This window comes from Zoogloea sp. GDB6, from assembly GCF_056724105.1.
Genome location: NZ_CM161497.1, coordinates 2,903,329 through 2,923,092 on the forward strand (window position 1 = coordinate 2,903,329; position 19,764 = coordinate 2,923,092).

Here is a 19,764-nt window from a genome sequence, read left to right on the forward strand (position 1 = left end):
GTTTCACGGAGACACCCATGCAATACTCCGGCCTGCCTACCTGCCTTGCCCTCGCGTTGCTCTGCGTCACTCCGCAAGCCTTCGCCGCGAATTACAGCTTTTCCGGGCATCTCGATGATTCAGGCAATGCCGCGCTGATGGGCAGCGATCTGGGCGCGCCGCAGTTCACCGATGATGCTGCGGCTGCAAACAACGTCGCGCTTTATACCTTCAACGTGACGACCGGCGGGGCCGTCAACTTCACGAGCCTCGGCTTCGCCGGTGGTGGCGTCGATCCTTATTTCAGCCTGTTCAGTGGCAGCGGCAACGCGGCCAATTTCATTGGTTCGAACTACGTACAAGCCTTTTCGACGGGGGGCGATTTCGCCTTCAGCTTTGTCCTCGCCCCCGGCGACTACACGCTGACCCTCGGCAGCTTCGCCAACATGTCGATTGCCGAGAATGCGGGCATCGGTAGCCTAGGTGACGGCTTCAGCGGCCTCGGGCAACCGGGCGCTCTCGGCTCGACTTTCTACAAACTCAACGTCGGCGTCCCCGACCGCTCCAACGGCGCCCCCGAGCCGGGAACCCTGCTGCTACTGGGGATCGCCGGCGTCGTGTTCGGGATCATCCGCTACTACCTGTCGCGCCGCCGCTAGCCGCGCTCTCCAAGCAATGCGGCCAGCCCGCCCCACTCCGGCTTGAAAATCTCCGCGTCCATCAGCGTCAGATCGCGGATGATCGGCCGGAAGCGCATGTGGGCGAGCACATCCCGCTCCAGGTCGATGCCCGGTGCGATCTCGGTCAGCTCCATGCCTTCCTCGGTCAGCCGGAACACCGCCCTCTCGGTCACGTACAGCACCGGCTGGCGGATGCCCTGGGCGTAGCGGCCGCTGAAAGTGATCTGCTCGACCTCTTCGAGAAACTTGCTGTACCCGCCTTCCTGAACCACCGTCACCCGGCCGTCGTCGATGTCCACCTGCAGATCGCCCGCCGTGAAGGTGCCGCAGAACACCACCTTGCGGGCATTCTGCGTGATGTTGATGAAGCCGCCGCAGCCCACCGGCCGCCCGTTGAACTTGCTGACGTTCACATTGCCGGCCGCATCGGTCTGCGCGAGGCCGAGGAAAGCCACGTCGATGCCGCCGCCGTCGTAGAAATCGAACTGGGCCGGCTGCTCGATGACCGCCTCCGCGTTGAGCGCGTGGCCGAAGTCGAAACCGCCGGCCGGCACGCCGCCGATCGGACCGGTCTCCAGCGTCAGGGACATCAGCTGATCCACGTGCTCCTCGGCGGCCACCGCGGCGACACCTTCCGGCATGCCGATGCCCAGGTTCACCACCGCGCCAGCCTTCAGCTCCATCGCCGCCCGCCGCGCGATGATCTTGCGCGGGTCGAGCGGCAGCGGCGGCGTGGAGCCGCGCAGCACCTTGATGTCGCCCGCGTAGGCCGGATTGAAGTAGGTCGCCATGGTCTGCAGGTGGTTTTCCGCCTTGCCGACCACCACATAATCCACCACCACACCTGGGATCTTGACCTGCTTGGGGTGTAGCGAACCGGCGCGCACCACGTGCTCCACCTGGGCGATCACGATGCCGCCGCTGGCCCGCGCCGCCTGGGCCACCGACAGGCTCTCCAACAGCACGCCTTCCCGATCCATCGTGATGTTACCTTTCTCGTCGGCCACCGAACCGCGGATCAGCGCCACATCCACCTTGGGTGCCTTGAACTGCAGCCACTCCTCGCCATCCATCTCGATGAGCTTCACCAGGTCTTCCTCGGTCCGGCGATTGACCTTGCCGCCTTCGATGCGCGGATCGACGAAAGTGCCCAACCCAACCTTGGTGATGAAGCCCGGCCTGCGCCCCGCCACCTGGCGCGGCAATAACGCCAGCACGCCCTGCGGCAGGTTGTAGGCCTCGATGCGCTCCTCCATGATCAGCTTCATGAGGTTCGGCCCACCGACGCCGAAGTGCCCGCCGACCAGCCGTTTGATCAGCCCTTCGTGGGCGAAATGGTGCATGCCCCGGTCCTTGCCGTTGCCGACGCCGGTGGAGTGATACAGCGTCAGGTCACGCGGATGGCCGGTGGCGAGGAAGGCCGCCTCGATGGCCTTGGCCACTTCCTCCGGGAAACCGGCCAGGCCCATACCGGTGCAGAACACGGTGGCGCCATTCGGAATCAGGCGAGCGACGTCGCCCGCCTCGATGAAACGGGTGGTCATGGATTTCTCCTGTAGGGGCGAGTTCGCTCGCCCACGGACATCATTCAACGCTCGGAAGGCGAGTGAATTCGCCCCCGCAGACAAGACGAACAGAGTCAGAAAGCGACTTCGCTGAAGGCAGACAGTGCGGGACCGGCCGTCTGAACGGTCTGCGCGCGGGCAGCCACTTCGGGCAGCACGGTGGCAAAGTAGAAGTGGGCCAGCTCCACCAGGCTGCGCAGATAGGTCGCGTCGCCCTCACCGGCGGCCAGTTGGTGCCGCGCGGCCTGGGCCATGCGCCCCATCTGCCATGCGCCGACCACGCTGCCGAGCAGGTGCAGGAAAGGCACCGCCCCAGCCAGCACGTCGGCCAGACGGGTCTTGCCGTTGGCGAGGATCCAGTCCGTCGTGCCTTCCAGCGCAGCGACGGCTGCGTCCAGCCCGTCGGCCAGCGCTGCGAAGTCATCGCCGCGCAGCAAGGCCGCGCCATCGCGGAGTTCGGCGATCAGCTCGCACAGGGTTTCGCCGTTCTCGCGCAGGATCTTGCGGCCGATCAGGTCGTTGGCCTGGATGCCGGTGGTGCCTTCGTAAATGGTGATGATGCGGGCGTCGCGGAAGAACTGGGCGATGCCGGTCTCCTCGACGAAGCCCATGCCGCCGAAAACCTGGATCGCCTCGTCGCAGACGTCGTTGCCGACCTCGGTGCACCAGCCCTTGGCCACCGGCATCAGCAGGTCCACGTAGCGCCGGGCCTTGCCGGCTGCCGCCGCGTCAGGGCTGTGGTGGGCGATGTCGAACCAGCCGGCCGCGGTATACAGCAGGCCGCGCATCGCCATCACGCGGGCACGCATGCCGAGCAGCATGCGCTTCACGTCGGGGTGGTGGATGATGGGCCGCCCTGCTTCGCCGCTCACCGCATCGCGCCCCTGCACGCGCTCGCGGGCATAGGCCAGCGCGTACTGGTAGGCCCGCTCGCCGAGGCCGAGGCCCTGCACGCCGACGCCGAAGCGGGCTTCGTTCATCATGATGAACATGGTTTCCAGGCCCCGGTTCGGCTGGCCGACCAGCCAGCCGACCGCGCCCCCGGCGTCACCGAAGCTCAGCGTGCAGGTCGGGCTGCCGTGGATGCCCATCTTGTGCTCGATGGAGATGCAGCGCACGTCGTTCTTCGCGCCCGGCTGGCCGTCCGGATCGAGCAGATACTTGGGCACGATGAACAGGGACAGCCCCTTCACACCGGCCGGCGCGTCCGGCAAGCGGGCCAGCACCAGGTGCACGATGTTGGGCGTCAGCTCGTGCTCACCGTAAGAGATGAAGATCTTCTGCCCGAACAGCCGGTAGCTGCCGTCCGCGCCCGGCTCGGCGCGGCAGCGGGTGGCCGCCAGGTCGGAGCCCGCCTGGGGCTCGGTGAGGTTCATCGTCGCCGCCCATTCGCCGCTCACCACCTTGCCGAGCCACACCGCCTTCTGCTCGTCGGATGCGGCGATCTCCAGCGCCTCGGCCTGCCCCACGTTGAGCTGCGGCAGCATCGTGAAAGCCATGTTGGTGGAGAACCACATCTCCCAGACCGCCGTGGACAGCAGCTTGGGCAGGCCCTGGCCGCCATGCTCGACGGGCAGTGACAGGCCGATCCAGCCGGCCTCGGCGAACTGCTTGTAGGCCTCGGCCCAGCCATCCGGGGTGATCACCCGGCCGTCGTCGGTGAGCCGGCAACCCTGCATGTCGCCCTGGCGGTTGATCGGCGCCAGCACGCCGGCGGCAAACTTGCCGGCCTCTTCCAGCACAGCGTTCACCAGGTCCTCGCTGGCCTCCTCGCAACCCGGCAGGCGGGCGATGTCATCGAGTCCGGCCAGCGCCTTCATCAGGAATTGCATGTCCCGCAGGGGAGCTTGATAGTCGGTCATGGTGGCGTCTCCACAGCCGGGCCCGTGGGCCCGGGTTTCGGTTGAAGGGATCAGAAGCGGTAGCGCAGGCCGATCATGCTGGCATTCTGCGAGCCGCCGGCGGGCGGCGAAATGCCGGCGCCGACCGATGCCGCGTACTGGGCCTTGGAGCTGTTGTCGATGTGGGCCAGTTGCAGGTAGGTCGAGAAGTCCTTGTCGAAGGAATAGAAGCCGCGCAGCACGATCAGGCTGCCGTCCCGCTCCTGGTCCTTGTTGAGGATGCGCTGGAAGCTGCCGTCCACCGAGATGCGGGTGGTGATCGGATGGGCGCCTTCCACGTAGTAGATGTCGGACTTCACCTGTGCCGCGGCGGCATCCACCTTGCGGCCCAGCCAGCCGACGCCGATCTTGCCCTGGCCCAGCTTCACGTAGCCGCCCAGCGCGGTGCGGGTGTCGGTATCGCCGGAGTTGGTGAAGGCAATCGCCGACGTGCCATTGAAGAAGGACGCGGTGGCGCCGGTGCCGCCGTGCTGCACGTCGGTGGCCGCCGCCAGGCCAAAGCGCTCGTCGTCATAGCGGATCATCGCCGACCAGCCCTTGCAGGAATCCGCGTTGCCGGCGATCTCGCCAGCACAGGTGCCGGACGACGGCGTACCGCCCTTGGTGTCGCGGCCGGCGCTGTAGTTGATGCCCATCGACAGCTTGGAGAAGGTGCCGCGCCACGCAATGCTGTTGTCGAAGCGGGCGCTCGGCAGGTAGTAGTCGAAGGAACCCAGGCCGTAGATGTTGGGGCCCAGCAGGTCCGAGCTGTCCATGCCGAACAGCAGCATCGAATACTGGCGGCCGAAGGTGAAGGTACCGATCGGCGTGTCGATGCCGGCGTACAGCTGGCGGCCGAACAGGCGCCCGCCCTGGCCCAGGGAGCCATCGTCCATGTTGAAGCCGGCCTCGGCGACGCCAATCGCCTTGTAACCGTCCGTCAGGTCCTTCACCGCCTTCACGCCAACCCGCGACGCGATGGTGCCGGTGACGCTCGGCAGCCGGTTGAGGCTGCCCTTGCTGGTGCCCTGCTGCACGTTGCCGATATGCTCGTAACCGCCGTCGAGCACCCCGTAGAAGCTGAGCTGCGGCGCACCCGGCACCAGGCTGGCGACCTTCGCGCCGACGCTCGTCGCGGGGGCCGCAGCCGGAGCCGCGGCGGGCGCGGCAGCCTGTGCGGCGCGCAGGCTTTGCAGTTCAGCGAAGATCTTCTGGATCAGCACCTTCTGCTCGGCTACTTCGCGCTTCAGCGCATCGTTCTCCGCGTCGGCAAAGGCCGGCAGCGCGGCACCGAGGCCGCAGGCGGCCAATACGGCGACAGCCAGCGGGCGCTGCCAGGTGTTGAAGGTTTGTGCGGTGTGACGGTTTGTTGTTTTCATGCGTGGTCTCCTCCTTGGTCCGGCATCGAGGCCGGAATGGTTTTGCCCGTACGGGCGCCTTCACGGAGCGTCAGTCGCCATTCCATGAATCCTTGGGACGCACGGGCCCCGGGCCGGTCCGCGACGGGTCAGGTCGGCGGCGCGGCCCCAGTGGGCGCGTCAGATAGGGAGCAGGCCGGGCTTGCCCGGCGTTGGGTCAGCGGGCTATTCGCATAGCGCGCGGTAGTCCTCGGGGATCGGCACCGCACGGATGCGCAGCGGATCCTCCGGGTCCTGGCGGGCGAACACGCGCACCTCGCGGCCTTCGCACAGCACCGTGTCGCCGCGGCGGGCGACGTGGCGCATCACGAAGCTCTTGGTGTTCCAGGCCTCCACCGACGACTCGATCTCGATGTCCTCGCCGTAGGTGGCCGAGTTCATGAACTTAGCCTGGGCATCCACCAGCGGCGTGCCGATGATGCCCCGCTCGGCGGTGGTGTCGCGCCAGCTCGGCACGCCGCAAGCGGTGAAGAACTCCCGGCTGGCCGTGTCGAACCACTTGAAGTAATTGGCGAAGAAGACGATCTGCGCCGGATCGCAGTCGCTGAAGGCGATGCGCAGGCGGTGGGTGTGGCTGCGGGCCATCTTCGCCTCCTTACTTTGCCGCCAGACGGGTCGCCCCGTCGAGGCGGATCGTCTCGCCGTTGAGCATCACGTTCTCGACGATGTGCTTCGCCAGCGCCGCGTATTCCGCCGGCTGGCCGAGGCGCGGCGGGAACGGCACCGACGCGCCCAGCGAGGCCTGCACCTCGGCCGGTAGCGTGTGCATCATCGGCGTGATGAACAGGCCCGGCGCGATGGTCATCACGCGGATGCCGTGGCGCGCCAGCTCGCGGGCGATCGGCAGCGTCATCGCCACGATGCCGCCCTTCGACGCCGCATAGGCAGCCTGGCCGATCTGCCCCTCGTAGGCGGCGACGGAGGCGGTGTTGATGATCACGCCGCGCTCGCCATCAGGGCCGGCCTCGCCCTTGCTCATCGCGTCGGCGGCCAGGCGGATCATGTTGAAGCTGCCCACCAGGTTCACGTTGACCACCCTGGCGAAGGCGTCCAGTGCCAGCGGCCCCTCTTTACCCAGCACCTTGGCGGCGTTGCCGATGCCGGCGCAATTGACCAGCCCGTGCAGGCCGCCGAAGCGGCTCAACGCCAGCGCCACGCAGGCCTGGGCATCGGCCTCGTCGGCCACGTTGGTGCGCTGGAACGCGGCGCGCTCACCCAGTTCGGTGACCAGCCGGTCGCCGAGTTCGGCGTTGAGGTCGGCGATCACGACATTGGCGCCGGCGGCGTGGAAGGCCCGCACGGTGGCCTCGCCGAGGCCCGAGGCCCCGCCGGTGACGATGAAGCTATGGTTGTGAAGCTGCATTGGCTGTGTCTCCGTATGTTTTTGTGGCTTTGTCTTCCTGCGGCGGCAATCAGGCGCTTTCCAGCAGCACCGCCGCGCCCTGCCCACCGCCGGCGCAGGCTGAGGACACGCCGTACTGCTGGCCGGCCTCCTGCAGTTCGCGGGCGACGGTGAGGGTCAGGCGTACGCCGGAGGCGCCGAGCGGGTGGCCGATGGCGATGGCGCCGCCGTGCACATTGGCCTTGTCCCGGTCCAGCCCGAGCTCCCGCTCGCAGGCCAGGTACTGGGCGCCGAAGGCCTCGTTAATCTCCACGCGGCCGATGTCGCCGACGCTGATACCGGCCTTGGCCGCCGCCGCGCGGATGGCCGGCGCCGGGCCGATGCCCATGATCTCCGGTGGCACCGCCACCACCGCGCCGCCAACGATGCGGGCCAGCGGCTTGAGGCCGTGGGCGCGCACCCAGTCGCCACGGGCGACGATCACCGCCGCCGCGCCATCGACGATGGCCGAGCTGTTGCCGCCGGTCTGCACGCCGCCGAAGGCCGGCTTGAGCTTGTTGAGGGTTTCGAAGGAGGTCGGGCGCACGTGGCCGTCGCGCTCGAAGCGGGCCAGCCGGTCGGCCAGCTTGATACTGCGGGGCTTGTAGCCGTCCAGCTCCCAGGTGGCGTTCTCGACAGCCGTCACCTCGTCGGCGAACCAGCCGCTCTCCCAGCCGGCGCAGGCGCGGGCGAAGCTCTGCTCGGCGAAGCGGTCCACCTCCTCGCGGCCGATGCCGTAGCGGCGCGCCAGGTTCTCGGCGGTGTCGCCCATGCCGATGCCGGGCGCGGTGTCCTTGGTCGCTTCCCACAGGAAGTCGCGGAAATCCACCTGGCCCATGCGGAAGCCGGCGCGGTGGGTGTAGGCCGCCACCGGGTTGCGCGACATGGACTCGGTGCCCACCGCCAGCACCACGCTGGCCTTGCCGAGGGTGATCTGGTCGGCGGCGCTCAGGATGGTCTCGAAGCCAGTGCAGCACAGGCGCTGCACCAACAGCGCCGGGGCCAGCGGATTGACGCCCGAATACAGCCCGATGTGGCGCGGCAGGAAGTAGGCGTCGAAGCTCGACTGGGCCATGTTGCCGGCGATGATGGCATTCACCTCGCTGGCCGGGATGCCGCTCTTCGCGAACAGCGCGCGGGCGGCGCAGATGCCCAGATCGGTGGCGGAGGCGTCGCGCAGCGGGCCGGCGTAGTCGGCGAACGGTGTGCGCTGGCCGGCCACCAGCCAGATGTCGTCGTAGGTGGTGCCGAGGGCGGCCGCTTCGGAGGCGGCGAAAGCGTGGGTGCTCATGTGCGGGGTCCTTGTCCTTTGCGCTGGAGGAATTCGCCGATGCGGCCGGCCACTTCGGGGCTGGTTTGCGTGAGTGCGGCGGTGAGGGATTCGACGAAGAAGCCGTCGTCGGTGGCCATGTTGTCGATGCGGGCGATGGCCGAGCACATCGCCCAGTTGGCCATCGGGGCGTTCTCGGCGACGCGGGCGGCGAGCTGCTGGGCCTTGGCCAGCGCCTCGCCCTTGCCCACCACGTAGTGGGACAGGCCCAGGCGCTGCCCCTCCTCCGCGTCGAGGATGCGGCCAGTCAGCATCATTTCGCACATGCGGCCCGGCCCGATGATCTTGGCCACCCGCACCGACGCGCCGCCGCCGACGAAGATGCCGTGGCGGCCTTCGGGCAGCTGGTAGATCGTGGTCGGCTCGGCGACGCGGATGTGCGTCGCGGTCGCCAGCTCCAGCCCGCCGCCGATCACCGCCCCGTGCAGCGCGGCGATCACCGGGATGCCGCCGTGCTGGATGCGGTGGAAGATGCGGTGCCACCACTGGGAGTGCTGCATCACGCCAAAGGGCTCCCGGTGCTGGTGCTCGGAAAGGTCGAGGCCGGCGCAGAAGTGGTCGCCCTCCCCGGCCAGGATGATCGCCCGGGTGCCTTCGGGCGTCGCCGTCAGGGCTTCGTCCAGCGCCCGCAGCAGGCGGTCGGACACCGCGTTGCGCTTGGCCGGCCGAGCCAGGGTGATCGTGTAGATGACGCCATCCTGCGACGTCTTGACGAGTTGTTCACTCATTGCTGTTTCCTTTTGTCGTTCTTGTCCGTCTTGTCGCGGCCTACACCGCGCCGTGCACCGTGATGACGGTCTTGTCGGGCACGTCGGCGTACAGGTAGGCCACCAGGTCGGCGCGGCGGTTGAGCACCGCACGCTGGTTGATGTAACCCTTGTCGGTGATCTCGCCGGCCTCCACCGACGGCGGTTCGGCAACGAGCAGCGCCCGCGCCGGATAGGTTGAGGTGCCGCCGCCCAGGTTCTTCATCATCGCCATGCCCTGGCGCACGCGGGACAGCACCGCCGGGTTGGTGAGCACCTGCTCCACCGGCGCATCCGGCGGCAGGTTCGGGCACAGGGTCCGGCACTCGGGGATGTTCGGGAAAACCAGGAAACCGATCTCGTCCCGGTCGTGGCCGGTGACGACGATGTCCTGGGCCACCGGCTTCAGCGCGTCGATGCCGGCCACCCGCAGGGAACCTACGTGCACCCAGGTGCCGGTGAGGAGCTTGAAGTCCTCACCGACGCGGCCGTCGAAGACCAGCCCGAGGGCCGGGCGCACCACATCGACGAACTCCACCGCGTCGCCGATCATGTAGTAGCCCTCGTCGTCGAAGGCCTTGGCGGTGACGTCCGGCTGGCGCCAGTAGCCGGGGAAGACGTTGGGGCCCTTGACCCGTACCTCCATCTTGTCGGCGGCGGGCACCAGCTTCAGCGCGGTGCCCGGCACCGGCACGCCGATCACGCCGGAGCGCACCGCGCGGAAGTGGCAGTCGGTGGCCATCGGCCCGGTCTCGGTGGCGCCCCAGGACGACACCATCAGGATGCGCTTGCCGGTGGATTCCTCCGACAGGTCTTCCAGCGCGCTCCACAGGTGGTTGGGCAGCGCGGCACCGGCGTAGAAGATGAACTTCAGGCGGCGGAAGAAGTTGTCGCGCAGCGTCTTGTCCTCGCGCAGCAGCGGCACCAGCATGTCGTAGGCGCGCGGCACGTTGAAGTACACCGTCGGCGAGACTTCCTTCAGGTTGGCGACGGTCCTGGCGATCTGGGCCGGCGTCGGCTTGCCCTCGTCGATATAGAGCGAGCCGCCCCAGCGCAGCACCATGTTGAAGTTGTGGTTGCTGCCGAAGGTGTGGCTCCACGGCAGCCACTCCATCAGCACCGGCGGCTCCTCGGCCAGCACCGGCCACATCAGCTCCTTGGCCTTCTGGTTGGAGCACATCATGCGCTGGGTGTTGATGACCGCCTTCGGCGTGCCGACCGAGCCGGAGGTGAACAGGAACTTGCCGATGGTGTCCGGCGTGATGCGTGCGAAGGCCGACAGCACCGCCGCCTCGTTGGCCTCCCCTTCCAGTTCGGCGAAGGGAATCGTGCCGTCCGCCCGCGCGCTGCCGCCGCCGGCCACCACCACGCCGTTGTGCAGGTGGCGGATCGCCTCGATGGCCGGCAGGAAGCGCTCCACCGGGTCGGCATAGATCACGCCGGGGCGCAGCAGCTCGATGTTGCCCTTGAGCTTGGCGTGGTCCTTCGACAACAGCGAGTTGCCGGACGAGATCGCGCAGGACGGCACGCCAATGTGCATCGCGGCAAGCATCAGCAGCGCGTGCTCGATGGAGTTGTCCGACAGCATCACCACCGGCCGCTCCGGCGACAGGTTCTGGCCGAGCAGCCAGCTGGCGATGCGGACCACGCGCTGGCGCGCCTCGCCGTAGCTCACCTCGATCCACGCCCCGTCCGCGCCGCGCTGGGCGAGGAACATCCGCTCCGGCGTGACGCGGGCCCAGTGCTCCAGCCACTCGCCGACGCAGCGCGCGTAGGTGTCGGGCAGCGGGATACCGGAGCGCAGGATGCGGGTGCCGTCGGCGCGGGCCTCGATCAGCACCAGCGGCTCGGTGAACATCGGCCGGCTGAGTTCGGTGATTTCATTGAGCATGTTCATCGCCCCATCCTTACTTGGTGAGCAGCGTATAGGCGCCGCCGACCACATGGATCAGCACCCGGCCGCGCTGGTCGAGGCCGAAGTGGTCGGTCGGGCTCATGTTGTAAACGCCATGGGTGGCGACCACCTCCTTGTTGCTCTCCAGCGCGTCGCGCAGGGCCTTGCGGAATTCCGGCGTGCCGGGCTTGGCCTTCTTGAGGGCCACCGGCACCGCCGCCTCGATCAGGCGGTAGGCATCGAAGGCATGGCCGGCGAAGGACACGAAACTGCCGGCGCCGTACTTCTCCTCGTACTTCTGCACGAACTCCATACCGAGCTTCTTGGACGGATGGCTGTCGGGAATCTGCTTGGCGGCGACCACCGGGCCGACCGGCATGATCACGCCTTCGGCGGCCTTGCCGGCAACGTTGAGGAAGGTCTGGTTCACCGCCGCGTGGGTCTGGTAGATCTGGCCCTTGTAGCCGCGCTCCACGAGCGCCGTCTGCGGCAGCGCCGCCGGGCTGCCCGAGGCGGCGACGAGCACCGCGTCGGGCCGCGCCGACACCAGCTTGAGCACCTGGCCGCTGACCGAGGTGTCGTTGCGGGCGTAGCGCTCGACCGCCGCCAGCTTGATGCCGGCCTGGGCCAGCAGCGGCGTGACGACGTTGAGCCAGTCTTCGCCATACACGTCGGAGAAGCCGATGAAGCCGACGCTCTTCACGCCGCGGGCCTTCATGTTGTCCACCAGCGCACCGGCCATCAGCGCGTTGTTCTGCGGCGTGCGGAAGACCCAGGCGTTCTTGTCGGCCGGCACATTGACCGGCGAGATGGCGATCTGCGGCGTCTTGCTCTCGAAGGCCACCTCGGCGATGGCCACCGAGGCCGGCGTGCTGGCCGAGCCGACCAGCACGTCCACCTTGTCCTCGGAGACCAGCTTGCGGGCGTTCTTCGACGCCGCCGACGGGTCGGTGGCGTCGTCGAGGACGATGTACTTCACGTTCTCGCCGGCGATCTTGGTCGGCAGGATCGCGAAGACGTTCTTCTCCGGAATGCCGAGGGAGGCCGCCGGCCCGGTGGAAGACAGGGAGACGCCGACGGTGATGTCGGCCAGCGCGGCCTGGCTGGCCAGCAGCGCGGCACCGGAAAACACGACGGCGAGTTTCTTCATCCTCATTGTTGCTCCTTTGGTCTCATGCGCCCCTTTGTTGGGGCGTGGTTTTTGAATGAGCGGGTCTTGCTGCCCGGCTTCGTTCTGGTTTGCTGTTGTCCTTTTACTTGCTGGTCACGTCGCCAGCATGTCCTGGTGCTTGCCGCCGAGGCCCAGGTAGGCCTCGATGACTCGCGGGTCGTCACGCAGCTGGTCGGCCGGGCCTTCCATCGCCACCGCGCCGGTTTCCAGCACGTAGGCGTAGTCGGCCACCGCCAGCGCGGCGCGGGCGTTCTGCTCGACGAGCAGGATCGACACGCCGCGGCGGCGCAGCTCGGCGATGATGCGGAAGATCTCGCGGGTGATCAGCGGCGCCAGCCCCAGGCTCGGCTCGTCGAGCATCAGCAGCTTGGGCTTGGCCATCAGCGCGCGGCCCACCGCCAGCATCTGCCGCTCGCCGCCGGACAGCGTGCCGGCGGCCTGGCTGCGGCGCTCCTTGAGGCGCGGGAAAAGGCCGAAGACCTCTTCCATGGTGTCCCGGTATTTGCGGTCGCCGCTGCGGTAGCGGTGGAAGGCGCCCAGCTCCAGGTTGTCCTCCACGCTCATCTCGCCGAACAGCTCGCGCTTCTCGGGCACCAGGCTCATGCCGCCGGCCACCAGGCGCTCCACGTCGGGCGCCACTTCCAGCTGGCCGTCGAAGCGCACCTGGCCCTTCGATTCGAGCAGGCCGATGATCGCCGACAACATCGTCGTCTTGCCGGCGCCATTGGGCCCGATCACCGTGACGATCTGCCCTTCGCCAACGCGCAGGCTGGCGTTGGTGAGCGCCTCGACCTTGCCGTAGGCCACGCACAGCTTGCTGACTTCCAGCACGTTGCGGGTCGTCGTGTTCATCACTCCACTCCCCCCAGATAGGCTTCCAGTACGCGCGGGTTCTGCTGCACCTCGTCGGGCAGGCCTTCGGCGATCTTCTGGCCGAACTCCATCACCACCACGCGATCCACCAGACCCATCACGAAGTCCATGTCGTGCTCCACCAGCAGGATCGCCATGCCTTCGCCGCGCAGCTTGACCAGCAGCTCGCCGAGGGCCTGCTTCTCTTTCAGGCGCAAGCCGGCGGCTGGCTCGTCGAGCAGCAGCAGGCAGGGGTCGGAAGCCAGCGCCCGGGCGATCTCGAGGATGCGCTGCTGGCCGAGGGCCAGGCTGCCGGCTTCGGCGTGCATGAATTCGCCGAGGCCGACGCGCTCGATCTGGTAGGCGGCCTCGCGCAGCAAGCGGGCTTCCTCGTCCCGGTCCATACGCCAGGCAGCCGGCAGCACGCCGCGGCTGCCGCGCAGGTGGGCACCGAGGGCAACGTTCTCCAGCACCGTCATGCGCGGCAACAGGCGTACGTGCTGGAAGCTGCGGCTCATGCCAAGGCGGGCGATCTCCCGCGAACCGTGGCCGGCGATGGATTTGCCGCGGAACAGCACCTCGCCGGAGGTCGGCGTGTCGACGCCAGACAGCTGGTTGAACATGGTGCTCTTGCCGGCGCCGTTGGGGCCGATCAGCGCGAGGATCTCGCCGGCCTTCACATGCAGGTTCATGTCGTTGTTGGCGACGAGACCGCCGAAGCGCCGGGTCACGTTCTTCGCTTCGAGGATCACCTCGCCGGCGGTCGGCATGGTCTTGCGCGGCAACGGCTCGGCGGCGGCATCCACGTGGCGCACCGTGCCGCGGCTCGGCGCCAGGCGGGCGATCAGCGGCCACAGGCCTTCCCGCGCCCGCTGTAGGAGCACCACCATCAGCAGGCCGAAGATGATCGTCTCGAAGTTGCCGGACGCGCCGAGCAGGCTCGGCAGCCAGTCCTGCAGCCACTGCTTGAGCAGGGTGATCACGCCGGCGCCGACGATGGCGCCCCACACCTGCCCCGCCCCACCGACCACCGCCATGAAGAGGTACTCGATGCCCACATGCACGCCGAAGGGCGACGGATTGACGAAGCGCTGCAGGTGGGCGTACAGCCAGCCGGACGCGGCGGCGTGCAGCGCGGCGATGACGAAGATGATCATCCGCGAGCGGGAGGTATTCACGCCCATCGCCTCGGCCATCACCATGCCGCCCTTCAGCGCGCGGATCGCCCGCCCTTCGCGGGAATCCAGCAGGTTGCGGGTGGTCAGCACGGCCACCAGCAGGAAGGCCCAGATCAGGTAGAACAGCTCGCGCCCCTCGTCCAGCTCCCAGCCGAACAGGCTGATCGGCGGGATGCCGGTGAGGCCGGTGTGGCCGCCCAGGGTGTCCATGGTGCCGAACAGGAAGTACAGGCTCATGCCCCAGGCGATGGTGCCGAGCGGCAAGTAGTGGCCCGACAGGCGCAGCGTCAGGGAGCCGAGGACCAGCGCCACGGTGGCGGTGAGCAGCAGGCCGACCACCAGCGCGGCCCACGGTGAGGCCGCCCAGGCCAGCCAGGCCGGCAGATCCGGGCTGGTGGTGAGCACCGCCGTGGTGTAGGCACCGAGGCCAACGAAGGCCGCCTGGCCGAAGCTGGTCAGCCCGCCGACGCCGGTCAGCAGCACCAGGCCGAGGGCCACCATCGCTGCCAGGCCGATGTAGTTGAGCAGCGTCACGTAGAACTCGGGCAGCACCGCCGGCGCCACCGCCAGCAGGGCCAGCAGCGCGAGCGGCAGGCTGAGGGCGAAACGGGTGGCCGGGGCCGAGCCGGCGGTGGGCAGCAGCGTCACGGCTGCGTTGCGGATGGGAGCGTTCATTCTTCTTCCTCCACGTGGTGGCTGGTGAAGGAGCGCCACATCAGCACCGGGATGATCAGCGTGAAAACGAAGACTTCCTTGTAGGCGCTGGCCCAGAAGGACGAGAAGGACTCCAGCACGCCGACCAGCAGCGCACCGGCGGCGGCGATGGGATAGCTGGCGAGGCCGCCGACGATGGCCGCGACGAAGCCCTTGAGCCCGATCAGGAAGCCGGTGTCGTAGTAGATGGTGGTCAGCGGCGCGATCAGGATGCCCGACAGCACGCCGATGAAAGCCGCCAGCAGGAAGGTGAGCTTCCCTGCGAAGACCGGCGAGAAGCCCATCAGGCGCGCGCCGTTGCGGTTGATGGCGGTGGCGCGCAGGGCCTTGCCGTACAGACTGCGCTCGAAGAACAGCCACAGCCCGCCGATCAGCGCCGCCGACACGGCGACCACCCACACCTGCTGTCCGCTGACAGTCAGGCTACCCAACGCAAACTGGGCATCGGAGAAGGCCGATGTGCGCGCCCCTTCGGCGCCGAAGAACAGCAGGCCGAGGCCGACCATCGCCACGTGGATCGCCACCGAGACGATCAGCAGGATCAGCACCGGCGCTTCCGCCACCGGCTGATAGGCGAGCCGATACACCAGCGGCCCCAGCGGCACGAGGATCGCCAGTGTGAGCACCGACTGCACGAGTACCGACTGACTGGCCGGCAGCGCGTACATCAGCGCGGCCAGTGTCAGCGGGTAGCCGAGACACCAAGCGAAGCTGGCTGCCAGCCCCGCCCGGCTGCCGCCGCGCAGCGCCTTCCACGCATCCAGCCCGGCAGCCAGCGCGCCGAGGACGACCAGCAGCCACAGGGTGGCGGGCACCTTGCCCTGCTGCAGCATGGCCATGGTGAGCGCCCCGTAGGCCACGTACTCGCCCTGGGGAATGAAGATGACGCGGGTCACGGCGAACACCAGTACCAGCGCCAGGGCCAGCAGCGCGTACACCGCGCCGGAGGTAATGCCGTCCTGAGTCAGGATCAGCGCAATATCCAGTTCCATCAAAGCCTCCCCGACCTGCCGGCGCCGCGGATCATGCCGCGCCACGCCCAAACCCGCAGGGGAACCGATGAAACCGGAGCTTGAGAGCTCGGTCTCGGGCACATCTGTTGTCTCCTCACATTCCTGTAAGTGGAACCGGACGGCGGCTTGTGTCGCTCTTTTCCGGTAGGCGCTGCCTTATGCCTGCAGCGTGATGCCACTCTATCGTTCACTAACTACCCTGTCAAACACTTGGATAACTAATTAGTTAAAATTTCGGTGACGGGTAAATCGGCCCGCGGCAGGGCCGCCGGCGGCTGGTTTAGACTGACGGGGACAGGAAAGGCAGGACACATGGCAACACAGCAGGCAACACCCACCGCCACCGTGCAGGACAGCGAGGCGGCGATTCTCGAACTGGCACGCAACGAACCCGAACTCGGTCAGGCAGCCGTCGCCCGACGGCTGCAGGATCAGGGCTACCGCATCTCCCCGTCCGGGGTCCGCTACATCTGGCAGAAGCACGATCTGGAAACCACGGTGAAGCGCCTCAACGCGCTGGCCGCCGATTCCGCCGAAGGTGTGGAGGCGCTGACCGACAGCCAGCGCGAGCTGCTCGAACGCAACTCCGTCACCGCCCGGCTGCTCCACCCGGGCGGCAACGACGGCACAGCGACGGACGAGCCGCTGGAGCGCAGCGAGATCATCATCAACGCGGCAGCCGAGCTGTTCAGCACCGCGGGCTACGACCGTACGTCGATCCGCGACATCGCCAGCCGCGTCGGCCTGCTGCCGGGTTCGATCTACCACCACTTCCCGTCGAAGGAAGAGCTCTACATCGCGGTCCATCGGGAAGGCTTCCGCCGCGTGCTGAAGCGCGCCAAGGCCGCCGGCCAGGGGATCACCGATCCATGGGAACGCCTGCGGCGGGCTTGCGAAGTCCACGTACACGGGATGACCGACGGATCCCCGGTGGACCGCATCACCGGCACCAACCTGGCCCTCATCGGCAACGAGAGCCTGCAGGCGCGCATCCAGCCCTTCCGCGACGAGTACGAACTGGTCTTCCGCGAACTGATCGACGCTCTGCCCCTGCGCCCCGGCGTCGACCCCAGCCTGCTGCGCCTGACCCTGCTGGGCAGCATGAACTGGGTCTATCTTTGGTACCGCCCGGGGCAACGCACGCCAGCCCAGATTGCGTCGGCGATGCTCGATATGATCCGCGACGGCGTGGCGCCCCTTGCACCACAGGACGGTCCGGAACACGCCGGGCCGGAAATTACTCACGGCGGACGCGTATAACTTAAGGCTTAGGAATAGAGCCTATTTATAATCAGGGGCCGAACTCTGACGCCCTGACTCCGTGCCAGCCGCCCCTTCCCATTCGATGCCCCGCCCAGTGCCCGGCGCCCGGAGTGCTCCGTGCTGAATCTCCGTATCCCGCGTCTGCGGGCCAGGCGCTTGCCGATACTCGCATGGCTCACGCTGGCGCTGGCCTCCGGGGCGGTCGGCATCTATTGGTGGCGCGTGGAAGCCTTCTACCAGCAGTTGCATGATGAGGCACTGGCGCAAATCAACCTGCGCGCGGTCGAACTCGCGGACTCCGTCGCCGCCCATACGGAAACCACCATCCGCAGCGTCGACCTGGCGCTGCGCCACCTGCGCGATGAATACGCGGCCGGGCGCGACATCGACGAAACCATCCGGACGATTCGCGAGAGCTTCCCCCCAACGCCATCGTGCAGGTCGCCGTGATCGCCCCCGACGGCTACCTCCGGAAAACCAGCGTCGGCCACTCCGAACGGACCTACCTGGGCGACCGGGAACATTTCCGCGCCCACCTGGATACACCGGACGATCGCCTGTTCATCAGCCACCCGGTCCTGGGGCGCGCTTCGGGGGTGTGGTCCATCCAGTTCACCCGCCCCATCCGCCACAACGGCGAATTCTCCGGTGTCATGGTCCTGTCGCTCGCCCCCCAATACCTCGCCGACAGCCATCAGCAGATCGAACAGGGCGGCCGCAACGTGGTCTCCCTGTTCCGTACCGATGGAAGCTATCTTGTCCGCACCCCGCGGTTGCTCGAGGCGATGGGCAAGCGCCTGCCGGCCGACCGCCCCTTCCTCCGCAGCGACGCGCCGGCACAAGGCACTTTCCGGACGACGGCCGCATTCGACACGATCGCCCGCACCTATGCCTGGCATCGCCTGAACAACTACCCGGTAGTCGTCAATGTGGGCCTCGACGAGGATGTGTCGCTGGCACGCCTGAATGCCGACATCGACCGCTCCCATTTCCGGACCGCCGTTGGCAGCGCCATCGTCCTGCTGCTGGCGGGAATCGTCTCGCACCTGCTCCACCGCGCAGCCCGCCAGCAGGAAGCCCTGGTGGCCAGCGAGCGGCGCCATCGCTCCTTTTTCGAGAAGAACGCGTCGGTCAAGCTGGTCATCGATCCGCAGGACGGCCGCATCGTCGACGCCAACCCTGCTGCGATACGCTATTACGGCTACCCGCGGGAGACGCTGCTCGAGCTGCGCATGAGCGATCTCAACCAGTTGGCGCCGGAGCAGGATCGCCTCGAAATGCTCCGGGCCCTGCGCGAGGAGCGTACCTTCTTCACCGCCCGCCATCGCCTGGCAAACGGCAGCGCACGGGACGTGGAGGTGTATTCGGGGCCGGTGGACGTGGATGGCGGGACGATGTTGTACGCCATCGTCCATGACGTCACGGCCCGCCGCGAACTGGAGTATCGCCTCGCCGAGAGCGAGGATCTGCATCGCAGCCTGTTCATGACGGTCGCCGACGGCATCACCGTCATGAACAGGGACGGCAGGGTCGCGGCGTGGAACGAGGCCGCCCTCGCCATCCTCGGCGTCGGCACAGCAGACATGCACTCGCGCGGCTACCTGATGTACGACGCGGAGGGCACGCAACTGGCGCTCGCCGACTATCCATCGTCGCGCGCGGCCCGCGGCGAGTTCGTCGACCATCAGCTCTACAGCGTGCAGCACCTGGACGGCAAGCGCGTGTGGATCACCGTCAGCAGCCGCCCCCTGCATGTCGGCAGTGCCACGCAGGGGGCCGCGGCGGTGCTCTCCTTCTCAGACATCACCAAGCTGGTTGATGCCGAAGAGTCGCTGCGCGTCGCCGAATCCGTTTTCGAGGTGGCCAGCGAAGGCATCATCGTTACCGACACCGAAAACCGCATCATCGCGGTCAACCCGGCCTTCACGGTCCTCACCGGCTACACGCAGGCCGAGGTGGTCGGCAAGCGACCGTCCATACTCGCGTCAGGCATCCATGACGCGGCCTTCTACACCAGCCTGTGGCAGCACCTCGAACGGGACGGACGCTGGGAGGGCGAGATCAGCAACCGCCGCAAGGATGGCCGCCTTTACATCTCGTGGCTGCGCATCAACGTCGTACCGGAACGGCTCGGCCACGGCAAACGCTACGTCGGCCTGTTCAGCGACGTCACCGACCGCAAGCGCGAGGCCGACGCAGTGTGGCGGCAAGCCAATTTCGATGCCCTCACCGGCCTGGCCAACCGCAAGCGCCTCGAAGACCGCCTCCACCAGGCCATCACCCGCGCCCACCGTAACCAGACGTCGGTGGCGGTGCTGTTCATCGACCTGGATCGCTTCAAGCCGATCAACGACACGTACGGACATGCCGCCGGCGACGAGCTGCTGTACCAGGTGGCCCGCCGCCTGGAGAACTGCCTGCGGGACGAAGACACCGTGGCTCGTCTGGGCGGAGACGAATTCATCGCCGTGCTGCCCGATCTGCAGACTGCGGACATCCCCAACCGGCTGGCCGAAAAGATCGTCTCGGTGCTGAACGAGCCCCATCGTCTGGGCGCCCATGTCGTCAATGTGTCATGCAGCGTCGGGCTCAGCCTCTTCCCCACCGACGGCGACACCCCCGACAAGCTGATCGCCGCTGCCGATGCCGCGATGTACAGCGCCAAGCAGGCCGGGCGCGGAACCTGGCAGCTGGCCTAGA

The 19,764-nt window shown here is 67.7% G+C and carries 16 protein-coding genes; 4 read left to right on the top strand and 12 right to left on the bottom strand.

The window, feature by feature from the left end; genetic code table 11:
- The first annotated feature begins 17 nt into the window (after window positions 1-17).
- On the top strand, window positions 18-638 hold the full coding sequence (locus AC1PQG_RS13105; protein ID WP_481118298.1) for a DVUA0089 family protein: 621 nt from the start codon (window positions 18-20) through the stop codon (window positions 636-638).
- On the opposite strand, the gene AC1PQG_RS13110 is transcribed toward AC1PQG_RS13105, so the two are convergent.
- The 12 genes from AC1PQG_RS13110 to AC1PQG_RS13165 all read right to left on the bottom strand — a co-directional run bounded on the left by AC1PQG_RS13110 (window position 635) and on the right by AC1PQG_RS13165 (window position 15,780).
- Window positions 635-2,203: an acyl CoA:acetate/3-ketoacid CoA transferase gene (locus AC1PQG_RS13110; RefSeq protein WP_481118299.1), complete on the bottom strand. Its 1,569-nt coding sequence runs from the start codon at window positions 2,201-2,203 to the stop codon at window positions 635-637. The two genes, AC1PQG_RS13105 and AC1PQG_RS13110, sit on opposite strands and share 4 nt — an antisense overlap.
- A gap of 95 nt (window positions 2,204-2,298) precedes the next feature.
- Window positions 2,299-4,086 carry an acyl-CoA dehydrogenase C-terminal domain-containing protein gene (locus AC1PQG_RS13115; protein ID WP_481118300.1) on the bottom strand — a complete coding sequence of 596 codons (1,788 nt, stop codon included), beginning with the start codon at window positions 4,084-4,086 and terminating at the stop codon, window positions 2,299-2,301.
- A 50-nt stretch (window positions 4,087-4,136) separates the two neighbouring features.
- Window positions 4,137-5,483: a porin gene (locus AC1PQG_RS13120; protein ID WP_481118301.1), complete on the bottom strand. Its 1,347-nt coding sequence runs from the start codon at window positions 5,481-5,483 to the stop codon at window positions 4,137-4,139.
- Between the two features lie 204 nt (window positions 5,484-5,687).
- The gene (locus AC1PQG_RS13125; RefSeq protein ID WP_481118302.1) at window positions 5,688-6,107 is read right to left on the bottom strand and encodes an acyl-CoA thioesterase; all 420 of its coding nucleotides are present in this window, start codon (window positions 6,105-6,107) and stop codon (window positions 5,688-5,690) included.
- A 10-nt stretch (window positions 6,108-6,117) separates the two neighbouring features.
- Complete coding sequence (locus tag AC1PQG_RS13130; RefSeq protein ID WP_481118303.1) at window positions 6,118-6,885, bottom strand: 3-hydroxyacyl-CoA dehydrogenase; 768 nt, start codon at window positions 6,883-6,885, stop codon at window positions 6,118-6,120.
- A gap of 49 nt (window positions 6,886-6,934) precedes the next feature.
- Entirely contained in the window at window positions 6,935-8,194 is a 1,260-nt protein-coding gene (locus AC1PQG_RS13135; RefSeq protein WP_481118304.1) for a thiolase family protein, read from the bottom strand.
- Window positions 8,191-8,961, bottom strand: a complete 771-nt coding sequence (locus AC1PQG_RS13140) for a crotonase/enoyl-CoA hydratase family protein (RefSeq protein ID WP_374486800.1) — start codon at window positions 8,959-8,961, stop codon at window positions 8,191-8,193. The genes AC1PQG_RS13135 and AC1PQG_RS13140 overlap by 4 nt, the downstream gene beginning before the upstream one ends.
- A gap of 40 nt (window positions 8,962-9,001) precedes the next feature.
- On the bottom strand, window positions 9,002-10,876 hold the full coding sequence (locus AC1PQG_RS13145) for a feruloyl-CoA synthase (protein ID WP_481118305.1): 1,875 nt from the start codon (window positions 10,874-10,876) through the stop codon (window positions 9,002-9,004).
- A 10-nt stretch (window positions 10,877-10,886) separates the two neighbouring features.
- Window positions 10,887-12,029 (bottom strand): ABC transporter substrate-binding protein, encoded by a 1,143-nt coding sequence (locus AC1PQG_RS13150; protein WP_481118306.1) that lies wholly within the window; start codon window positions 12,027-12,029, stop codon window positions 10,887-10,889.
- A 108-nt stretch (window positions 12,030-12,137) separates the two neighbouring features.
- On the bottom strand, window positions 12,138-12,896 hold the full coding sequence (locus tag AC1PQG_RS13155; RefSeq protein ID WP_481118307.1) for an ABC transporter ATP-binding protein: 759 nt from the start codon (window positions 12,894-12,896) through the stop codon (window positions 12,138-12,140).
- Window positions 12,896-14,749 carry a branched-chain amino acid ABC transporter ATP-binding protein/permease gene (locus AC1PQG_RS13160; RefSeq protein WP_481118308.1) on the bottom strand — a complete coding sequence of 618 codons (1,854 nt, stop codon included), beginning with the start codon at window positions 14,747-14,749 and terminating at the stop codon, window positions 12,896-12,898. The genes AC1PQG_RS13155 and AC1PQG_RS13160 overlap by 1 nt, the downstream gene beginning before the upstream one ends.
- Window positions 14,746-15,780, bottom strand: coding sequence for a branched-chain amino acid ABC transporter permease (locus AC1PQG_RS13165; RefSeq protein ID WP_481118309.1), 1,035 nt, complete (start codon window positions 15,778-15,780; stop codon window positions 14,746-14,748). The genes AC1PQG_RS13160 and AC1PQG_RS13165 overlap by 4 nt, the downstream gene beginning before the upstream one ends.
- A gap of 333 nt (window positions 15,781-16,113) precedes the next feature.
- Between AC1PQG_RS13165 and AC1PQG_RS13170 the strand changes: the two genes are divergently transcribed.
- The 3 genes from AC1PQG_RS13170 (at window position 16,114) to AC1PQG_RS13180 (ending at window position 19,763) form a co-directional block, all read left to right on the top strand.
- Entirely contained in the window at window positions 16,114-17,061 is a 948-nt protein-coding gene (locus AC1PQG_RS13170; protein ID WP_481118310.1) for a TetR/AcrR family transcriptional regulator, read from the top strand.
- A gap of 120 nt (window positions 17,062-17,181) precedes the next feature.
- The gene (locus AC1PQG_RS13175; RefSeq protein WP_481118311.1) at window positions 17,182-17,514 is read left to right on the top strand and encodes a hypothetical protein; all 333 of its coding nucleotides are present in this window, start codon (window positions 17,182-17,184) and stop codon (window positions 17,512-17,514) included.
- Window positions 17,511-19,763 carry a sensor domain-containing diguanylate cyclase gene (locus tag AC1PQG_RS13180; RefSeq protein ID WP_481118312.1) on the top strand — a complete coding sequence of 751 codons (2,253 nt, stop codon included), beginning with the start codon at window positions 17,511-17,513 and terminating at the stop codon, window positions 19,761-19,763. The genes AC1PQG_RS13175 and AC1PQG_RS13180 overlap by 4 nt, the downstream gene beginning before the upstream one ends.
- Window position 19,764: the final 1 nt, after the last annotated feature.